This is a genomic window from Pseudomonas sp. BIGb0278 (assembly GCF_024809895.1).
In the GTDB taxonomy this organism is placed as follows: Bacteria; Pseudomonadota; Gammaproteobacteria; order Pseudomonadales; family Pseudomonadaceae; genus Aquipseudomonas; species Aquipseudomonas shirazensis.
The window spans coordinates 243655-259216 of record NZ_JANUEL010000006.1; the positions used below are offsets into that span (position 1 = coordinate 243655).

The following is a 15562-nucleotide window of genomic DNA, read 5'->3' on the forward strand; positions in this document are numbered from 1 at the left end:
TCATCTTCAACCCACGCGTTTGCCGGAGTTGTGGTACAGATCAGCGAACATATCGGCCATGGCCTCTTCGCTGGGGTCTTCCTGCATTTGCACGCTGACGGCGCGGCTGACCAGTTGGTGCTTGCGCGGCAGGTGCAGGTCGTCAGGAATACGCGGGCCGTCGGTAAGATAGGCCACGGGCAGTTCATGACTGATCGCCAGGCTCAGTACTTCACCGAGACAAGCGGTTTCATCAAGCTTGGTCAGGATGCAGCCAGCCAGGCCACAGCGCTTGTAGCTGTGATAGGCGGCGGTCAGCACCTGTTTCTGGCTGGTGGTTGCCAGGACCAGATAATTCTTCGAAGCGATACCGCGCCCGGCGAGCGTCTCCAGCTGCATGCGCAGGGCCGGATCACTGGCCTGCAGGCCGGCGGTATCGATCAGCACCACACGCTTGCGCAGCAGCGGCTCCAGGGCCTGGGCGAGGGACTCGCCCGGGTCGACGTAGGTCACCGACACGTTGAGGATGCGGCCCAGGGTCTTGAGTTGCTCCTGAGCGCCGATACGGAAGCTGTCCATGCTCACCAGCGCCAGGTTCTGCGCGCCGTACTTGAGCACATAACGCGCTGCCAGCTTGGCCAGGGTGGTGGTCTTGCCCATGCCGGCCGGGCCAACCATGGCAATTACCCCGCCCTCCTCGATCGGTTCGATCTCGGGTACATCGATCATTCGCGCCAGGTGCGCGAGGATCATCCGCCAGGCTTGCCGCGGCTCGTCGATTTCGCCGGTCAGGTCGAGCAGTTCACGGGCCAGCGCACCGGTCAGGCCAACACGCTGCAGGCGCCGCCAGAGGTTGGCCTGCAGCGGTTTGCTGCCCTGCAACTGGCTCCAGGCAAGCGAGCCGAGCTGTACTTCGAGCAGTTCACGCAGGCCGGACAGCTCCGAGCGCATGGCATCGAACAGGCGCGGATCAACCGGCGCCACTGCCGGCGCAGCCGGGGCGGCGGGCTGCTCGACGTGCGGCTCGACCAAGGGCTCGGAAGCGGTCAGCGAGAGGCCGGCAAACAACTGACGGTTGCCGTCATCGGCATCGCTGCGGCTACTCAGTTCGGCCTGGGCGGTAGCGATGCGCGACTGGGTCTTGCGCAGCTCGTCTTCAAGCTCAGGGTTGGGCACCCGCGGCGCCAGCGCCGACAGCTTGTAGTCCAGTGCAGCGGTCAGCTCAACGCCGCCGGCGATGCGCCGGTTACCGATGATAGCGGCATCGGAGCCAAGCTCATCGCGGACCAGCTTCATGGCCTGACGCATATCTGCGGCGAAAAAACGCTTAACTTGCATACTCCACTACCTCAGCCGTTCGGGCCCACGGTGGCAACGATGGTGACTTGCTTGTTGTCAGGTATTTCCTGATACGCCAAAACATGCAAATTCGGTACAGCCAGGCGGCCGAAGCGCGACAGCATTGCCCGGATCGGGCCGGCTACCAGAAGGATAGCTGGCTGACCTTGCATCTCCTGACGCTGGGCCGCTTCGATAAGCGAACGCTGTAGCTTTTCGGCCATGCTCGGCTCAAGAAGAACACCATCTTCCTGACCTTGCCCGGCCCTTTGCAGACTATTGAGCAAAATCTGTTCCAACCTTGGCTCCAAGGTGATAACAGGCAGCTCGGACTCAACGCCGACAATACTTTGCACGATGGCGCGACACAATCCGACGCGCACTGCGGCGACCAGCGCGGCATTATCTTGACTCTTGCCAGCGTTGTTGGCGATAGCTTCGGCAATGCTGCGGATATCGCGCACCGGCACTTGCTCGGAGAGCAGAGCTTGCAAGACCTTGAGCAGCCCCGACAAGGAAATGACACTAGGTACCAATTCTTCGGCCAGCTTCGGCGAGGCCTTGGCCAGCACCTGCAACAGTTGTTGGACTTCCTCGTGACCGATCAGTTCGTGGCAGTGCTTTTGCAGAATCTGGTTCAAGTGGGTCGCCACCACAGTGCTGGCATCGACCACGGTGTAGCCCAGCGACTGCGCCTGCGCGCGCTGGCCGATGTCGATCCAAACCGCCTCCAAGCCGAACGCCGGGTCACGCGCGGCGATACCATTGAGGGTACCGAACACCTGACCTGGGTTGATTGCAAGCTCGCGGTCCGGGTAGATCTCGGCTTCCGCGAGGATTACCCCCATCAGGGTCAGACGATAGGCACTTGGCTGCAGGTCGAGGTTGTCGCGGATGTGCACGGTCGGCATGAGGAAGCCCAGATCCTGCGAGAGCTTCTTGCGCACGCCCTTGATCCGCGCCAGCAACTGGCCGCCCTGGTTGCGGTCGACCAGCGGGATCAGCCGGTAGCCTACTTCCAGGCCGATCATGTCAATCGGAGTGACGTCGTCCCAGCCCAGCTCCTTGGTGTCCATTGCGCGCTGCGGGGATGGCAGCAGATCCTGCTGGCGCTGCACTTCTTCCAGCGCCTTGACCGCCTTGACCTGCTGTTTGCGCCAGACCAGATAGGCGCCACCGGCGGCCATTACACCGAGGCTGAGGAAGGCCACATGCGGCATCCCCGGGACCAGGCCCATGACGATCATGATGCCGGCCGACACGCCCAAGGCTTTTGGCGAGTCGAACATCTGCCGGTTGATCAGCTTGCCCATGTCCTCGGAGCCCGAGGCGCGCGTCACCATGATTGCGGCGGCGGTGGACAACAGCAAGGATGGCAACTGCGCCACCAAACCGTCACCAATGGTCAGCAACGCATAGACCTTACCGGCCTCCCCGCCCGACATGCCGTGCGAGAGGATACCGATCAGCACGCCGCCGATGAGGTTGATGAACAGGATCAGCAGGCCGGCAATGGCGTCGCCGCGAACGAACTTGCTGGCACCGTCCATAGAGCCGTAGAACTCGGCTTCCTGGGCGACTTCGGCGCGGCGCGCCTTGGCCTGGGCCTGATCGATCAGGCCGGCGTTGAGGTCGGCGTCGATCGCCATCTGTTTGCCGGGCATAGCATCGAGGGTGAAGCGCGCGCTGACTTCAGAGATACGCCCGGCGCCCTTGGTCACCACCACGAAGTTGATGATCATGAGGATGGCGAACACCACGGCACCGACCACGTAGTTGCCGCCGATCACCACCTCACCAAAGGCCTGGATGACCTTGCCCGCCGAGCCATGGCCCTCGTGGCCGTGCAGCAGCACCACCCGCGTCGAGGCGACGTTGAGCGCCAGGCGCAACAGCGTCGCTACCAGCAGAATGGTCGGGAAGGCGGCGAAGTCCAGCGGCCGCAGGGCATATACGCAGACCAGCAGCACCACCAGCGACAGGGCGATGTTGAAGGTGAAGAACACGTCGAGCAGGAACGGCGGGATCGGCAACATCATCATTGCCAACATCACCAACAGCAACAACGGCACACCCAGGTTGCCCCGACCGAGTCCGCTCAGGTTGCTGCGCGCGTTGCTGATTAACTGACTGCGATCCACCGCGATTCCTCTTCAAGCAAAACTTTGACGCCTGTAGAGCGCCTGCGCTGCCTTTGCAAGAAGCTGTCCAACTTTGCCAACGGATGCCTGCGATCAGCTGTCGCGGCGCAGATCGTCCGGAATCGGCAGGTCTTTGTTCAGCGGATCAGGGCGCTTGCCCTTGCCGGCGCGGTGCTGGCGGACCTGGAAGACGAACGCCAGCACCTGGGCTACCGCCAGATACAGGCCGGCAGGGATTTCCTGCTCGATCTCGGTGGAGTAGTAGATCGCCCGCGCCAGCTCCGGCGACTCGAGAATCTGCACGTTGTGCGCGGCGCCGATCTCGCGGATCTTGAGGGCGATGAAGTCGCTGCCTTTGGCCAGCAGCAACGGCGCGGCCCCGCCCTTCTCCGGGTCGTATTGCAGGGCTACGGCATAGTGGGTCGGGTTGGTGATGATCACGTCGGCGTCAGGGATTGCCGCCATCATGCGCCGCTGCGAGACCTCGCGCTGCAATTGCCGGATGCGCTGCTTGACCTCGGGCTTACCGTCGGAGTCCTTGTGCTCGTCGCGCACTTCCTGCTTGGTCATCTTGAGTTTTTTCTGTGTCTGCCAGAGCTGGAACGGCACGTCCGCCGCAGCGATCAGCAGCAGCCCCGCCGAGACCCACAACGCACTCCAGCCGACCACTACCGCGCTGTGGATGATCGCTTGCTCAAGCGACTCGTTGGCGATGGACAACAGCGCTACACGGTCATTGACCAGCACCAGCCAGCCCACAAACAGGATCAGTACAAACTTGGCCATCGCTTTGAGCAGCTCGGTCAGCGCGTTCAGCGAGAACATCCGCTTGATCCCGGCCAAAGGATTCATCCGGCTGAATTTGGGTTGCAGCAGGCTGCCGGAGAAGATGAAGCCGCCCAGAATGATCGGCGCCACAAAGGCAATCACGAACAGCATGATCAACAATGGCTGCGCCGCCCACAGCGCCTTCTGGCCTGATGCCAGCAGAAACAGACCCATCGAGCGCTCGTCGATCAGCACCTCGCGCGACAGCGAGAAGTTAATTCGCATCAAGTCCATCAGGGTGTCAGCGAGATGGCCGCCGAACACCAACAGACCGCCAGCGCCGGCCAAGGTCACCGCCACCGTATTGAGTTCTTTGGAACGGGCGATCTCACCTTTCTTGCGCGAGTCACGCTTGCGCTTGTCGGTGGGGTCTTCCGTCTTGTCCTGGCCGCTCTCGCTTTCTGCCATGCTCAGCGCGCCCGTGCCAGATCACGCAGCCACTGCAGCGCTTCGCTGGCCAGTGCCTGGTAATGCGAGAGGATGTCGGCCAGGCCGACCCAGAACAGGCCAAGGCCGAGCACCAGGGTCAGCGGAAAACCGATCGAAAAGATGTTCAACTGCGGCGCCGCACGGGTCATTACGCCAAACGATACGTTGACCACCAGCAGTGCGGTGACCACCGGCAGAATCAACAGCACCCCAGCGCCAAATACCCAACTCAGACGCCCGGCTATTTCCCAGAAGTGTTGGACCACTAGGGCATTGCCGACCGGCAAGGTGGTAAAGCTTTCGCTGAGCACCTCGAACACCACCAGGTGGCCGTTCATCAGCAGAAACAGGATGCTCACCAGCATGGTCATGAACTGGCTGACCACCGCCACGTTGACGCCGTTGACCGGGTCGACCATAGAGGCGAATGCCATACCCATCTGGATCGCGACAATTTGCCCGGCGATGACAAACGCCTGGAACAGCATCTGCAACGAGAAACCGAACAGCGCGCCCACCAGGATCTGCTCACCGCACAGCATCAGCCCGCGCAGGCTCAGCGGGTCGAACTCCGGCATTGGCGGCAACCCCGGCACGATGGCCACGGTAATCGCCAGCGCGGCGTACAGGCGCACCCGCGCCGGCAGCATCTTGGTGCCGAAGATGGGCATGGTCATCAGCACCGCAGTGACGCGGAACAAGGGCAGCATGAAAGTCGCTACCCAAGTGCCGATCTGCGCGTCGGTAAGCTCCAGCATCGCCGGCTAACCGATCAACTGCGGGATGCTGGTGTACAGACCAAGCATGTATTCCATGAACTTGGTCACCAGCCAAGGCCCGACCACGATCAGCGTCACCAGCATCACCAGCAGACGCGGCAGAAAGCTCAGGGTCTGTTCGTTGATCTGGGTCGCAGCCTGGAACATCGCTACCACCAGACCGACCAGCAGGCTCGGCACTACCAGCACGGCAACCATCAGGGCGGTCAGCCAGAGCGCATCACGGAACAGGTCAACGGCAACTTCAGGGGTCATGCCACGCTCTCCTTGACGGTGTCAGAGGCCACCGAAACTACCGGCCAGGGTGCCCATGATCAGTGCCCAGCCATCGACCAACACAAACAGCATGATCTTGAACGGCAGCGAGATGATCAGCGGCGACAGCATCATCATACCCATCGCCATCAGCACGCTGGCGACCACCATGTCGATGATCAGAAACGGGATGAAGATCATGAAACCGATCTGGAACGCGGTCTTCAGCTCCGAGGTGACGAACGCCGGCACCAGAATGGTCAGCGGTGCCTGCTCGGGGCTGGCAATGTCGGTGCGCTTGGACAGGCGCACGAACATGTCCAGGTCGCTCTGCCGGGTCTGCGCCAGCATGAAGTCCTTGAGCGGCCCCTGGGCCTTGTCGATGGCCTGCTGAGCCGTCATCTGCTCGCTCAGGTACGGCTGCAGGGCATCCTTGTTCACCTTGTCGAACACCGGCGCCATGATGAACAGGGTCAGGAACAAGGCCATGCCGGTGAGCACCTGGTTGGATGGCGTCTGCTGCAGGCCAAGGGCCTGGCGCAGGATCGAAAAGACGATGATGATGCGGGTAAAGCTGGTCATGAGGATGACGAACGCTGGAATGAAACTCAGCGCAGTCATGATCATCAGGATCTGCAGGCTGACCGAATACTCCTGCTGGCCGTCGGCGCCACTGGACAAGGTAATGGCGGGGATCGACAGCGGGTCGGCGGCCAGGGCCAGCGGCGCGGCCAGCAGCAGCGCCAGGGTCAACAGCATGCGCACGGCGCCGATCATCACTTGGTGTCCTTCTGATCCTTGCCCATCAGCTCCAACAGCCGCTGGGCGAACTCTGGAGGCGCCGGGCGGGCACTGGCAGGCACCTCGACCGGCTCGGCCAGCACATGCAAGGCCTTGATGCTGCCCGGGCTGTGCCCGAGCAGGATCTGTTCCTTGCCGACCTGCACCAGCAACAGCCGGTCACGCGGGCCGATGGTGCGGCTGCCGATGATCTCGATCACCTGGCCACCGCGCGGCGCGGCGCCCTGCATGCGCCGCAGCAGCCAGGCCAGCGCGAAGATCAGGCCGACCACCAGCAACAAGCCAAAGACCATCTGCGCCAGTTGCCCGCCCAGACCACCTGGCGGCGTCGCAGCGGTAACCGGGGCAGCAGCAGGCGCTTGCGAGGCAACCACCACTTCGCTGACCAGCAGCGTGGCGACAGCGGCCACAGCGCGTATCACCGGCTTCACTCAGCGCAGCTTCTTGATGCGTTCGCTAGGGCTGATCACGTCGGTCAGGCGGATGCCGAACTTCTCGTTGACCACAACCACTTCGCCATGGGCGATCAGGGTGCCGTTGACCAGCACATCCAGCGGCTCACCGGCGAGGCGGTCGAGCTCGATCACCGACCCCTGATTGAGCTGCAGCAGGTTGCGGATGTTGATGTCGGTGCTGCCGACTTCCATCGAAATGCTCACCGGGATGTCGAGGATCACATCCAGGTTCGGCCCTTCGAGGCTGACGTTTTCATTGGGCTTGGGCGAGCTGGCGAACTCTTCCATTGGCAGGCGCCCGGCGCCGCCACTGTCGGCGGCCAGCAGTGCATCGATGTCGGACTGGCCGGCATCACCGGTTTCTTCCAGCGCGGCAGCCCATTCATCGGCCAGGGCCTGGTCCTCGGCAGAGGTGATTTCGTTTTCGTTAGCCATAGTGTCCTCGACAAGCATTCAATTCGGGGTTGCGACCGGCACGCCGTCAGCGGCGCTCGATCGGATCGATGATCTGCAGGGCCAGATTGCCCTTGTGCGAGCCCAGCCGCGCCTTGAACGACGGCACGCCATTGGCGCGCAGCACAAGGTGCTCGGGCAGCTCAACCGGGATCACATCGCCCGGCTGCATGTGCAGGATGTCGCGCAGTTTCAGCTGGCGGCGGGCAACCGTGGCGGTGACCGGCACACTGACATCGAGCACGTCCTCGCGCAGGGCCTTGACCCAGCGCTCGTCCTGATCGTCGAGGTCGGACTGGAAGCCCGCGTCGAGCATCTCGCGCACCGGCTCGATCATCGAGTAGGGCATGGTCACGTGCAGGTCGCCGCCGCCGCCATCGAGCTCGATGTGGAAGGTCGACACCACTACCGCTTCACTGGGACCAACGATGTTGGCCATGGCCGGGTTGACCTCGGAGTTTATGTACTCGAAGTTGACCGGCATGATCGCCTGCCAGGCTTCCTTGAGGTCAACGAAGCACTGATCCAGAACCATGCGCACCACGCGCAGCTCGGTCGGGGTGAACTCGCGCCCCTCGATCTTGGCGTGACGCCCGTCACCGCCAAAGAAGTTGTCGACCAGCTTGAACACCAGCTTGGCGTCGAGAATGAACAACGAGGTGCCGCGCAACGGCTTGATCTTGACCAGGTTGAGGCTGGTGGGCACGTACAGCGAATGGATGTACTCGCCGAACTTCATCACCTGCACGCCACCCACCGCCACATCGGCGGAGCGGCGCAGCAGGTTGAACATGCTGATCCGGGTGTAGCGGGCAAAACGCTCGTTGATCATTTCCAGGGTCGGCATGCGCCCGCGCACGATCCGATCCTGACTGGTCAGGTCGTAGCTCTTGATGCTGCCGGGGTCGGCAGCACTTTCGGTCTGTACCAGGCCATCGTCGACGCCATGCAGCAGCGCGTCGATCTCATCCTGGGACAGCAGGTCCTGTACGGCCATTACGGACTCCTACTGCAACACGAAGTTGGTGAACAGCAACTGGTCGATGACCGGTTTGCCGACTTCTTTCTGCGCCACTTCCTGGACCACCGCAGTGGCCTTCTGGCGCAGCATCTCCTGGCCCACCGAACTGCTGGCCAGGGTGTCGAAGCCTTGCCCCGAGAACATCATCACCAGGTTGTTGCGGATCACCGGCATGTGCACCTTGAGTGCGTCGATGTCAGCCTGGTTACGGCCTTGCAGGGTGATGCTCACCTGCATGTAGCGCTGGCGGCCGTTCTGGTTGAAATTGACCACAAAGGCCGGCGCCAGCGGCTCGTAGATCGCAGCCGGCTTGACGTTGGCCAGGGCCGGGTCGGTGGCTGGCGCCGCTTCGCCCTTGTGCATGATGAACCAGGTAGCGCCCACCGACAGGCCAACCGCCAGCAGCAGTGCCACTACCATCAGCAGGATCAACTTGAGTTTGCCTTTTGCGGCGGGGTCTTTCACTGCTTCGCTCTTCGCCATGCCAATAATCCGTCGTCCATCAGGGGTTCGTAGGTGGATGACGTGGCTTGAGCAAGTGTTATGCCAGATATTGCAACGTAGACAAAACGCCGGGCCCGCCCGTCGTCACCCAACAGAGTGACGGCAGACTGGCCCGGCGTCCTGGATCAGCAAATGCTGGGTCAGGCGTAGTAATCGACTGCGCTGTCGCCGATCACTACTTGCTGCTCGGCCGCGCGTGAAGCCTCGCTCAGCTCACCTTGCTCAGCCGCAGCGGCCGCGCCACGCCGTGCCGCCACACCGGACAGCTGCGATGCCTCTTGCTGCGCCTGCTGCTGCTGACCGCGGGACTGATCGGCAACGTTGACGTCAGGCTGGGCCAGGCCCTGCTGCGCGAACAACTCACGCAAACGGTGCAGCTGGCTGTCGAGGCTGTCACGCACACCGGCGTGACCACTGACAAAGGTAATCTGCGCGGCCTGGTCGGTGGCAATATTGACGCGGATGTCCAACCGACCCAGTTCGGCCGGCTCAAGCTGGATATCCGCCGACTTGAGGTTCTGGCTCGACAGGTACATGACCCGATTGACCAGGCCTTCGGTCCAGGCGCCCTGGTTCATTGCCAACGGCTGTTGCAGCGGGCTGGGGTTGACCGGCACGGCGTTGGCGGTCTTGGCGGTGGCGGCCTGGGTCAGCGTGGCCAGGCGGTCAGCGAAGTTGTCGACGCGGGTATCACTGCTGGCGCTCTTGATGTCTTTCAGGCCGTCCTCGATCAGGCTGCCGAAAGCTTTGTGGCCTGACTCGGACTTGTCACCTTCGTGCTCGCCTTTCTCGACCACGTTCGCCAAGGTATTGACGGCAGCCTGGTTGCCGTCTGCGGGTGCCTTGCCAGTTTCTGACTGATTGGCCGCATGCGCCGAGGTCGTGCCTTTGGCCTGAGCACTGTGCTCAAGTGCAAAGCGCAGGCTTGGCAGGCCTGCCAAGGCGTCAGCTTCGGGGTCGAACGCAGCCTCGGCCGGCTCGCCGGTTTGCGGCGCTGCAGTTGCCGGCACACCAGCCTGCAAGACGGGAGCAACCGCCTGCGCCTGAGCCTGGATCAGTTGGGCACCGGCTGGGGCGTCGGTGACCTGGCCGGCAACCAGGCTGGCATCCACAGAAGCCTTGTTATCGCCGTCAGTGCTGGCGTCGGCCTGCTGCGCCGGGTCGCTGCCTGGCAAGTTATTGCCGTCAGCGGCAACCTCAGGCTTGTCGGCGGTCTGGGCCTTGCCGGCCGAGGCGGCGTCGGGCTTGTCCTTCGGTTTGGCCGGGGCCACCTTGTCGTCACGTTGGCCGACACTGTCGCGGGCCTGCTTTGCCATCACTTGATCAAAGCCTTTATCCTGCGCAACAGCGGCCGCAGGCGGCTTGTCGGCGCCCACCCGGGTCTGCTTGACGGGGGCGCTGGCTTGGATCAGTGGGTTGGGTGCGACAGGCATCGAGGGTCTCCGCGCCGGCTTGCGGCAAAATCGTCTGCACAGAGACAGGCAAAACTCGCGCCAGTTTTGCTCAACTGCCGGAGACACGCTCACATTCGAGTAGGTAGAAGCACTTCACCTGGCGGTATTCGGAGTCGATACGGTTGACCAGGTCTTCAACGCCATAGGCCGGCGACTGCTTGACCCGCTCTTCGAGCTGCTGGCAAAGGGCGGCCAAACCGACCGCACCCATGTTGCTGCTGCTGCCCTTGAAGCTGTGCGCGGCCATGCCCAACTCACTGGCATTTCTCGCGCCATGCAATTGGCTCAGGCGCCGCTCGGAGTCTTCCAGAAAAATCTCCAGCAGTTGCTGATAGCCACCCTCCATGATGTCCTGCAAGTCACGCAAGACCCGCTCATCGATGTGCACGTCCATCATCTGTTCACTCCCTGTTGAGGCGGCTAGGCCTGGCAGCGTGCTCACCAGAGCACCTCTACCTTGGCGCATCGACCGCCCTCGATCCATTGTGCATCCTGACTCAGGCGCCGCACCAGATGTATTCCGCGCCCACTGAAGGCATCCTGGCGTGGCAACCGTGCCAGCACCTGCTCGACATCGAAGCCGACGCCGCTGTCACGGATTTCGATGATCAGACGCCCTCCTCGCTCCCAGGGTTCAACCTTGAGATCTATCCGAATGTAACCATCGACCTGCTGCGCAAGTCGCTCACAGCGCAACCGGTAAAACTCTGAAAACCCTGCCGCATCGCCCTTTAGCGCTGAATCAAGGCCGAGCACGCCGTGTTCCAGGGCATTGGTATAGAGCTCGGCAAAGACGCTGTGCAACTGTCCCGCAAGCGGTCGCAGGCCATGGATTTCCTGCAGCAGCTGCAGCAGTTGCGGAACTGGATTGACCCACCGCAACGTCTCGCCGCGCAGCTCGAAGCCTAGCGACCAATCGAGCGGGCTGCTGCGCCCTCTGTCGGCATGGCCGGCGTTGGCGGGTAAATCCGCGGCTGGCTCGAGCATGCGGATATCACACAGGCTGACATCATCCCGAGCGCGCCCGCCAAACGCCTGCAAGGCTTGCAGCAGTTCCTCGAACAACAGTGCGGGGGGGCGGTTCAGGGCGATCACCTGCTGCAGGCGCTCGACCCCAAACAATTGCCCGCCGGCGTTGCTGGTCTCGACTACACCATCGGACAGCAGCAACAGCCGCTCACCTGGCGCCAGCGGCATCACCTGGGTACGGTCATCGAAGCGTTCCGGGGCCAGCACACCCAGCGGTAGCTGGGTAGACGGCAAGGTCGCCAGCACTTCGCCGCTGGCCGCCAGATGATAGCCATCGGGCATCCCGCCACCCCAGAACTCCACGGTGCCGCGCTGGTAGCTGATGTTCAGCAGCAACGCACAGCAAAACATGTCTACCGGCAGGATGCGCTTGAGCTTGGCGTTCATTTCGCGCAGCGTCTGCGCCAGACCATAGCCCTTGCCGGTCATGCCATAGAACGCCTCTGCCAGCGGCATGGCGCCGACCGCTGCGGGCAGGCCATGCCCGGTAAAGTCACCCAGCAGCACATGCATGTCACCCGAGGGCGTGTAGGCCGCCAGCAGCAGGTCGCCATTGAACAGCGCAAAAGGCGACTGCAAATAGCGGATATTCGGCGCCTGCAGGCAGCCGGTATGGGCGACCTTGTCGAATACCGCCTTGGCCACGCGCTGCTCGTTGAGCAGATGCTGGTGGTGCAGGGCTATTTCATCGCGCTGCTCGAGAACCTTGGCCTGCAACCTGTGCAGGCGCTCCATGGCGCCGATCTTCGCCGCCAGAATCACCGCACTGTAGGGTTTGGCGATGAAGTCGTCGCCACCGGCTTCAAGGCAGCGCACCAGTGCCTGCTCCTCGCTCAATGACGTGAGAAAGATGATCGGCACCAAGGTCTCGCCGGCCAGCGCCTTGATCTGCCGCGCGGCCTCGAAGCCATCCATGATCGGCATCAAGGCGTCGAGCAGCACCAGTTGCGGCCGGTGCTGGCGAAACAGCGCCACCGCCTCGGCGCCATTCTCGGCAGTCAACACCTGATGACCCTGGCGGCGTACGATCTGCGCCAGCAACAGACGATCGGCAGCGCCATCCTCGGCAATCAGCACCTGCAAAGTGGCTTCAGCCGGCATGAGCGCAGTCAACTGATGTCGAACAGTTTTTCGAAGTTGGAGATCGCCAGGATCTTGCGCACATCGGCTGTGGCGTGCACCACGCGCACGTCGGAGTCGTCACCGCCAACATGGTCGCGCAAGAGCAACAGCATGCCCAGCGCAGAACTGTCCAGGTAGGTTGCCTCACTCAGGTCGACCACGACCTGCTCGGGCCGGCCGTTCTGCCGCTCGTAAGCATCGCGAAACGCCTGATGCTTGGCGAAATCGAAACGGCCCTTGATCGCAATCGTCAGCTTCTTGCCGTCGGGGGAAAGCGTAGGTTCCACTGCCATGCTAGCGATTCCTTCGATGATGGCGGATGCAGCTTCAGAAGGTTTAGAAGACGCGCCGACAAGTTGCAAGCGACAGCGCCAACAAACTCGACCAATGCCCTAGTAAGCGCTGGATCGCGGCAGGCGCTGGGACAGCTCGTCCAGCAGCTTTTGCTCGCGCTTGTCTTCGAGCCGGCGCGCCTCATCCATGTAGCGCTGTACCAGCTTGCGCAAGCCCTCAACCCGGGCGTAAGCCTGCTGCCAGGTGGCACGGGCATTGTTGAGGTTACTCTGGTGCCAGGCCAGGCTCTGCCGCTGCTGGGTCATGGCCGTTTCCAGCTGGGCCAGAAAGCGCTGATAGTTGAGCAGCCAGCTGCCGTTGACGCCCTGCCCACCACGGTTGATCCACTGCAGCTGGTAGTCTTCGCGAAAACGCTCGAGCTCGGCCAGCTTGGCCTGGGCCTGGGCTACCTGCTGCTGGAAGTGACCAAGGCGCTGGACCGCCTTGCGCTCAGCCTCTTCGGCAATGTTCACCACTGGCGCCAGGCGCGCGGCACGGCTTGGCGTGCTCATGGCTTAGCCACCGCCTGTGGGCGTGGCAAACACGCCGGCCAACTGCTCACGGCTCTGCGTGCCGCTGACGTTTTCGTCCAGTCCCTGACGCAGGAAGCCGACCAGGCGTGCCTGCAAGGCAATCGCCAGGTCGGTCTCGGGATCGCCGCCCGCAACGTAAGCGCCCACGCTGATCAAGTCGCGGCTCTGCGACAGGCGCGACCACAACTGCTTGAATTTCTGCGCTTGGCGCAAGTGATCGGCGTCTACTACCTGCGGCATGACCCGGCTAATCGAGGCTTCGATGTCGATCGCAGGGTAATGACCTTCTTCGGCCAACCGCCGCGACAGCACAAAGTGGCCGTCGAGCACACCCCGCGCCGCATCGGCGATCGGGTCTTGCTGGTCATCACCTTCGGACAGCACGGTATAGAACGCCGTGATCGAGCCCCCGCCGGCCTCGCCGTTACCGGCGCGCTCGACCAGCTTGGGCAGCTTGGCGAAGACCGACGGCGGGTAACCGCGGGTCGCTGGCGGCTCACCGATGGCCAGGGCGATCTCGCGCTGGGCCTGGGCAAACCGGGTCAGCGAGTCCATCAGCAACAGGACATTCTTGCCCTTGTCGCGAAAGTATTCCGCGATGCGCGTGCAGTACATCGCAGCGCGCAGGCGCATCAGCGGCGCATCGTCGGCCGGCGAGGCGACTACGACCGAACGCTTCAGGCCTTCTTCACCAAGGATATGTTCGATGAACTCCTTGACCTCCCGCCCCCGCTCGCCGATCAGGCCGACCACGATGATTTCGGCTTCGGTGAAGCGCGTCATCATGCCCAGCAACACCGACTTACCGACGCCGGTACCAGCGAACAGACCCAGGCGCTGGCCGCGGCCGACGGTAAGCAGACCGTTGATGCTGCGGATGCCGACATCCAGTGGTTGGCTGATCGGGTCACGGTTCAGCGGGTTGATGATCGGCCCGTCGATCGGCACCCAATCTTCGGCCTTCATCCCTCCTTTGCCATCCAGCGCCCGGCCAGCACCATCGAGCACCCGGCCAAGCATGCTCATGCCCATCGGCAGGCGCCCGCTGTCATCCAGCGGCACCACCCGCGCGCCCGGCGCGATCCCGGCAATGCTGCCAACCGGCATGAGGAACACCTTGGTCCCGGCAAAGCCCATCACCTCGGCCTCGACCTGCACCGGGTGGTAGCTGTCGTCGTTGATCACCAGGCAGCGACTGCCGACTGCGCCGCGCAGGCCTTCGGCCTCAAGCGTCAGGCCGACCATGCGCAACAGGCGACCCTCGACCACCGGCTGCTCAGGCAGGCTGATCGCCTCGGCGTAGCCGCCCAGGCGCTTGCCGAAGCTGGTGCGGTCAAGGCGCATCGGTGCTGCCCAGGTCCAGGCTGATATCGGCAGGCGCCGGATGCAGGGCCTGATCGTGCAACTGGTCGAACAGCTGCGCTACGGCCTTCTCGATGCGGGTTTCCATGCTGGCGTCGATGCGGCTGTGGGCGGTTTCGATACGGCACCCGCCGGGCAACAACGATTCGTCTTCAAGGATTTTCCAACTCTCTTCGTGGCGTTCGCGCAGGGCCTTGGCCAGTTCGAAGTCCTGCGGATTGAGGTGGATGCGGATATTGTCGGCGCCCATCGGCAGCAGCTTCAGCGCGCTGCGCAGCACCTGGGTGATCTGGCTCGAATCAGTGCGTAGCTCACGGCCGATGACCTGCCGCGTCATGTGCGCCACCAGGTGCACCAGCGAGCGCTCGATCTGGGTGTCCTGCTCGGCAATCGGCTCGAGCAGATGCGCCAGCAACTGCTCAAGCTCACCCAGCTTGGCGGCGAGGGCTTCCTCGGCTTCCTGGCGGACCTTGAGCTGGGTGCTGTGAAAACCCTCGCGTTCACCGGTGGCAAAGCCTTCGTTGTAGGCTTCCTGGCGAATCGCTTCGAGCTCTTCGAGGGTCAGCGGCTGGACCTCGTCGAGGGGCACCTCTTCGATTTCCGGCTCGATGACTTCAGGCTCAGGCTCCGGTGCTGGCGCAGGCGCCGGGTCAAAGCTGGGCAGCGCCCAGACATCGACGCCTTCAAGGTCGCGGGCACGGATCAGGTCGCTGGGGTGTTCGGTGGTGGACATGCTGTGGGGCTCT

General features: G+C 63.0%; 17 protein-coding genes. All 17 read right to left on the bottom strand.

Annotated features, from left to right (window positions below; translation table 11 throughout):
• Positions 1-6: 6 nt before the first annotated feature.
• The 17 genes from flhF to fliH all read right to left on the bottom strand — a co-directional run bounded on the left by flhF (position 7) and on the right by fliH (position 15549).
• Complete coding sequence (gene flhF, locus M2396_RS19850; protein WP_101317881.1) at positions 7-1317, bottom strand: flagellar biosynthesis protein FlhF; 1311 nt, start codon at positions 1315-1317, stop codon at positions 7-9.
• A gap of 11 nt (positions 1318-1328) precedes the next feature.
• A complete protein-coding gene (gene flhA, locus M2396_RS19855) occupies positions 1329-3458 on the bottom strand; it encodes a flagellar biosynthesis protein FlhA (RefSeq protein ID WP_259077420.1) in 2130 nt (709 codons plus the stop codon).
• A 93-nt stretch (positions 3459-3551) separates the two neighbouring features.
• Entirely contained in the window at positions 3552-4694 is a 1143-nt protein-coding gene (flhB, locus tag M2396_RS19860) for a flagellar biosynthesis protein FlhB (RefSeq protein WP_259077421.1), read from the bottom strand.
• A gap of 2 nt (positions 4695-4696) precedes the next feature.
• Positions 4697-5473, bottom strand: coding sequence for a flagellar biosynthetic protein FliR (gene fliR, locus M2396_RS19865; protein ID WP_101317871.1), 777 nt, complete (start codon positions 5471-5473; stop codon positions 4697-4699).
• Positions 5474-5479: 6 nt separating this feature from the next.
• A complete protein-coding gene (gene fliQ, locus M2396_RS19870; protein ID WP_101317868.1) occupies positions 5480-5749 on the bottom strand; it encodes a flagellar biosynthesis protein FliQ in 270 nt (89 codons plus the stop codon).
• A 21-nt stretch (positions 5750-5770) separates the two neighbouring features.
• Complete coding sequence (fliP, locus tag M2396_RS19875; RefSeq protein ID WP_178080752.1) at positions 5771-6526, bottom strand: flagellar type III secretion system pore protein FliP; 756 nt, start codon at positions 6524-6526, stop codon at positions 5771-5773.
• Positions 6526-6981, bottom strand: coding sequence for a flagellar biosynthetic protein FliO (fliO, locus tag M2396_RS19880; protein ID WP_259077425.1), 456 nt, complete (start codon positions 6979-6981; stop codon positions 6526-6528). The genes fliP and fliO overlap by 1 nt, the downstream gene beginning before the upstream one ends.
• On the bottom strand, positions 6982-7440 hold the full coding sequence (fliN, locus tag M2396_RS19885) for a flagellar motor switch protein FliN (protein WP_101317864.1): 459 nt from the start codon (positions 7438-7440) through the stop codon (positions 6982-6984).
• Between the two features lie 46 nt (positions 7441-7486).
• Positions 7487-8455 (bottom strand): flagellar motor switch protein FliM, encoded by a 969-nt coding sequence (gene fliM / locus M2396_RS19890; protein WP_101317862.1) that lies wholly within the window; start codon positions 8453-8455, stop codon positions 7487-7489.
• Between the two features lie 9 nt (positions 8456-8464).
• Positions 8465-8962, bottom strand: coding sequence for a flagellar basal body-associated protein FliL (gene fliL / locus M2396_RS19895; RefSeq protein ID WP_101317860.1), 498 nt, complete (start codon positions 8960-8962; stop codon positions 8465-8467).
• Positions 8963-9123: 161 nt separating this feature from the next.
• Positions 9124-10416: a flagellar hook-length control protein FliK gene (locus M2396_RS19900; protein WP_259077430.1), complete on the bottom strand. Its 1293-nt coding sequence runs from the start codon at positions 10414-10416 to the stop codon at positions 9124-9126.
• A 70-nt stretch (positions 10417-10486) separates the two neighbouring features.
• The gene (locus tag M2396_RS19905; RefSeq protein WP_101317857.1) at positions 10487-10834 is read right to left on the bottom strand and encodes an Hpt domain-containing protein; all 348 of its coding nucleotides are present in this window, start codon (positions 10832-10834) and stop codon (positions 10487-10489) included.
• 41 nt (positions 10835-10875) lie between these two features.
• Positions 10876-12567: a fused response regulator/phosphatase gene (locus M2396_RS19910; RefSeq protein ID WP_259077432.1), complete on the bottom strand. Its 1692-nt coding sequence runs from the start codon at positions 12565-12567 to the stop codon at positions 10876-10878.
• An 8-nt stretch (positions 12568-12575) separates the two neighbouring features.
• On the bottom strand, positions 12576-12881 hold the full coding sequence (locus M2396_RS19915) for an STAS domain-containing protein (RefSeq protein WP_101317852.1): 306 nt from the start codon (positions 12879-12881) through the stop codon (positions 12576-12578).
• Positions 12882-12980: 99 nt separating this feature from the next.
• Entirely contained in the window at positions 12981-13433 is a 453-nt protein-coding gene (gene fliJ, locus M2396_RS19920) for a flagellar export protein FliJ (protein WP_101317850.1), read from the bottom strand.
• Between the two features lie 3 nt (positions 13434-13436).
• A complete protein-coding gene (gene fliI / locus M2396_RS19925) occupies positions 13437-14798 on the bottom strand; it encodes a flagellar protein export ATPase FliI (protein WP_101317848.1) in 1362 nt (453 codons plus the stop codon).
• Entirely contained in the window at positions 14788-15549 is a 762-nt protein-coding gene (fliH, locus tag M2396_RS19930; protein WP_220633289.1) for a flagellar assembly protein FliH, read from the bottom strand. The genes fliI and fliH overlap by 11 nt, the downstream gene beginning before the upstream one ends.
• Between the last annotated feature and the right edge of the window lie 13 nt (positions 15550-15562).

Excerpts from the sequence above, each read along its gene's own strand:
- fliQ (WP_101317868.1), bottom strand. The coding sequence starts at position 5,749 with ATGACCCCTGAAGTTGCCGTTGACCTGTTCCGTGATGCGCTCTGGCTG.
- fliR (WP_101317871.1), bottom strand. The coding sequence starts at position 5,473 with ATGCTGGAGCTTACCGACGCGCAGATCGGCACTTGGGTAGCGACTTTC.
- M2396_RS19910 (WP_259077432.1), bottom strand. The coding sequence starts at position 12,567 with ATGCCGGCTGAAGCCACTTTGCAGGTGCTGATTGCCGAGGATGGCGCT.
- fliN (WP_101317864.1), bottom strand. The coding sequence starts at position 7,440 with ATGGCTAACGAAAACGAAATCACCTCTGCCGAGGACCAGGCCCTGGCC.
- fliI (WP_101317848.1), bottom strand. The coding sequence starts at position 14,798 with ATGCGCCTTGACCGCACCAGCTTCGGCAAGCGCCTGGGCGGCTACGCC.
- M2396_RS19905 (WP_101317857.1), bottom strand. The coding sequence starts at position 10,834 with ATGATGGACGTGCACATCGATGAGCGGGTCTTGCGTGACTTGCAGGAC.
- fliJ (WP_101317850.1), bottom strand. The coding sequence starts at position 13,433 with ATGAGCACGCCAAGCCGTGCCGCGCGCCTGGCGCCAGTGGTGAACATT.
- fliM (WP_101317862.1), bottom strand. The coding sequence starts at position 8,455 with ATGGCCGTACAGGACCTGCTGTCCCAGGATGAGATCGACGCGCTGCTG.
- fliL (WP_101317860.1), bottom strand. The coding sequence starts at position 8,962 with ATGGCGAAGAGCGAAGCAGTGAAAGACCCCGCCGCAAAAGGCAAACTC.
- flhB (WP_259077421.1), bottom strand. The coding sequence starts at position 4,694 with ATGGCAGAAAGCGAGAGCGGCCAGGACAAGACGGAAGACCCCACCGAC.
- flhF (WP_101317881.1), bottom strand. The coding sequence starts at position 1,317 with ATGCAAGTTAAGCGTTTTTTCGCCGCAGATATGCGTCAGGCCATGAAG.
- fliH (WP_220633289.1), bottom strand. The coding sequence starts at position 15,549 with ATGTCCACCACCGAACACCCCAGCGACCTGATCCGTGCCCGCGACCTT.
- M2396_RS19900 (WP_259077430.1), bottom strand. The coding sequence starts at position 10,416 with ATGCCTGTCGCACCCAACCCACTGATCCAAGCCAGCGCCCCCGTCAAG.
- fliP (WP_178080752.1), bottom strand. The coding sequence starts at position 6,526 with ATGATCGGCGCCGTGCGCATGCTGTTGACCCTGGCGCTGCTGCTGGCC.
- M2396_RS19915 (WP_101317852.1), bottom strand. The coding sequence starts at position 12,881 with ATGGCAGTGGAACCTACGCTTTCCCCCGACGGCAAGAAGCTGACGATT.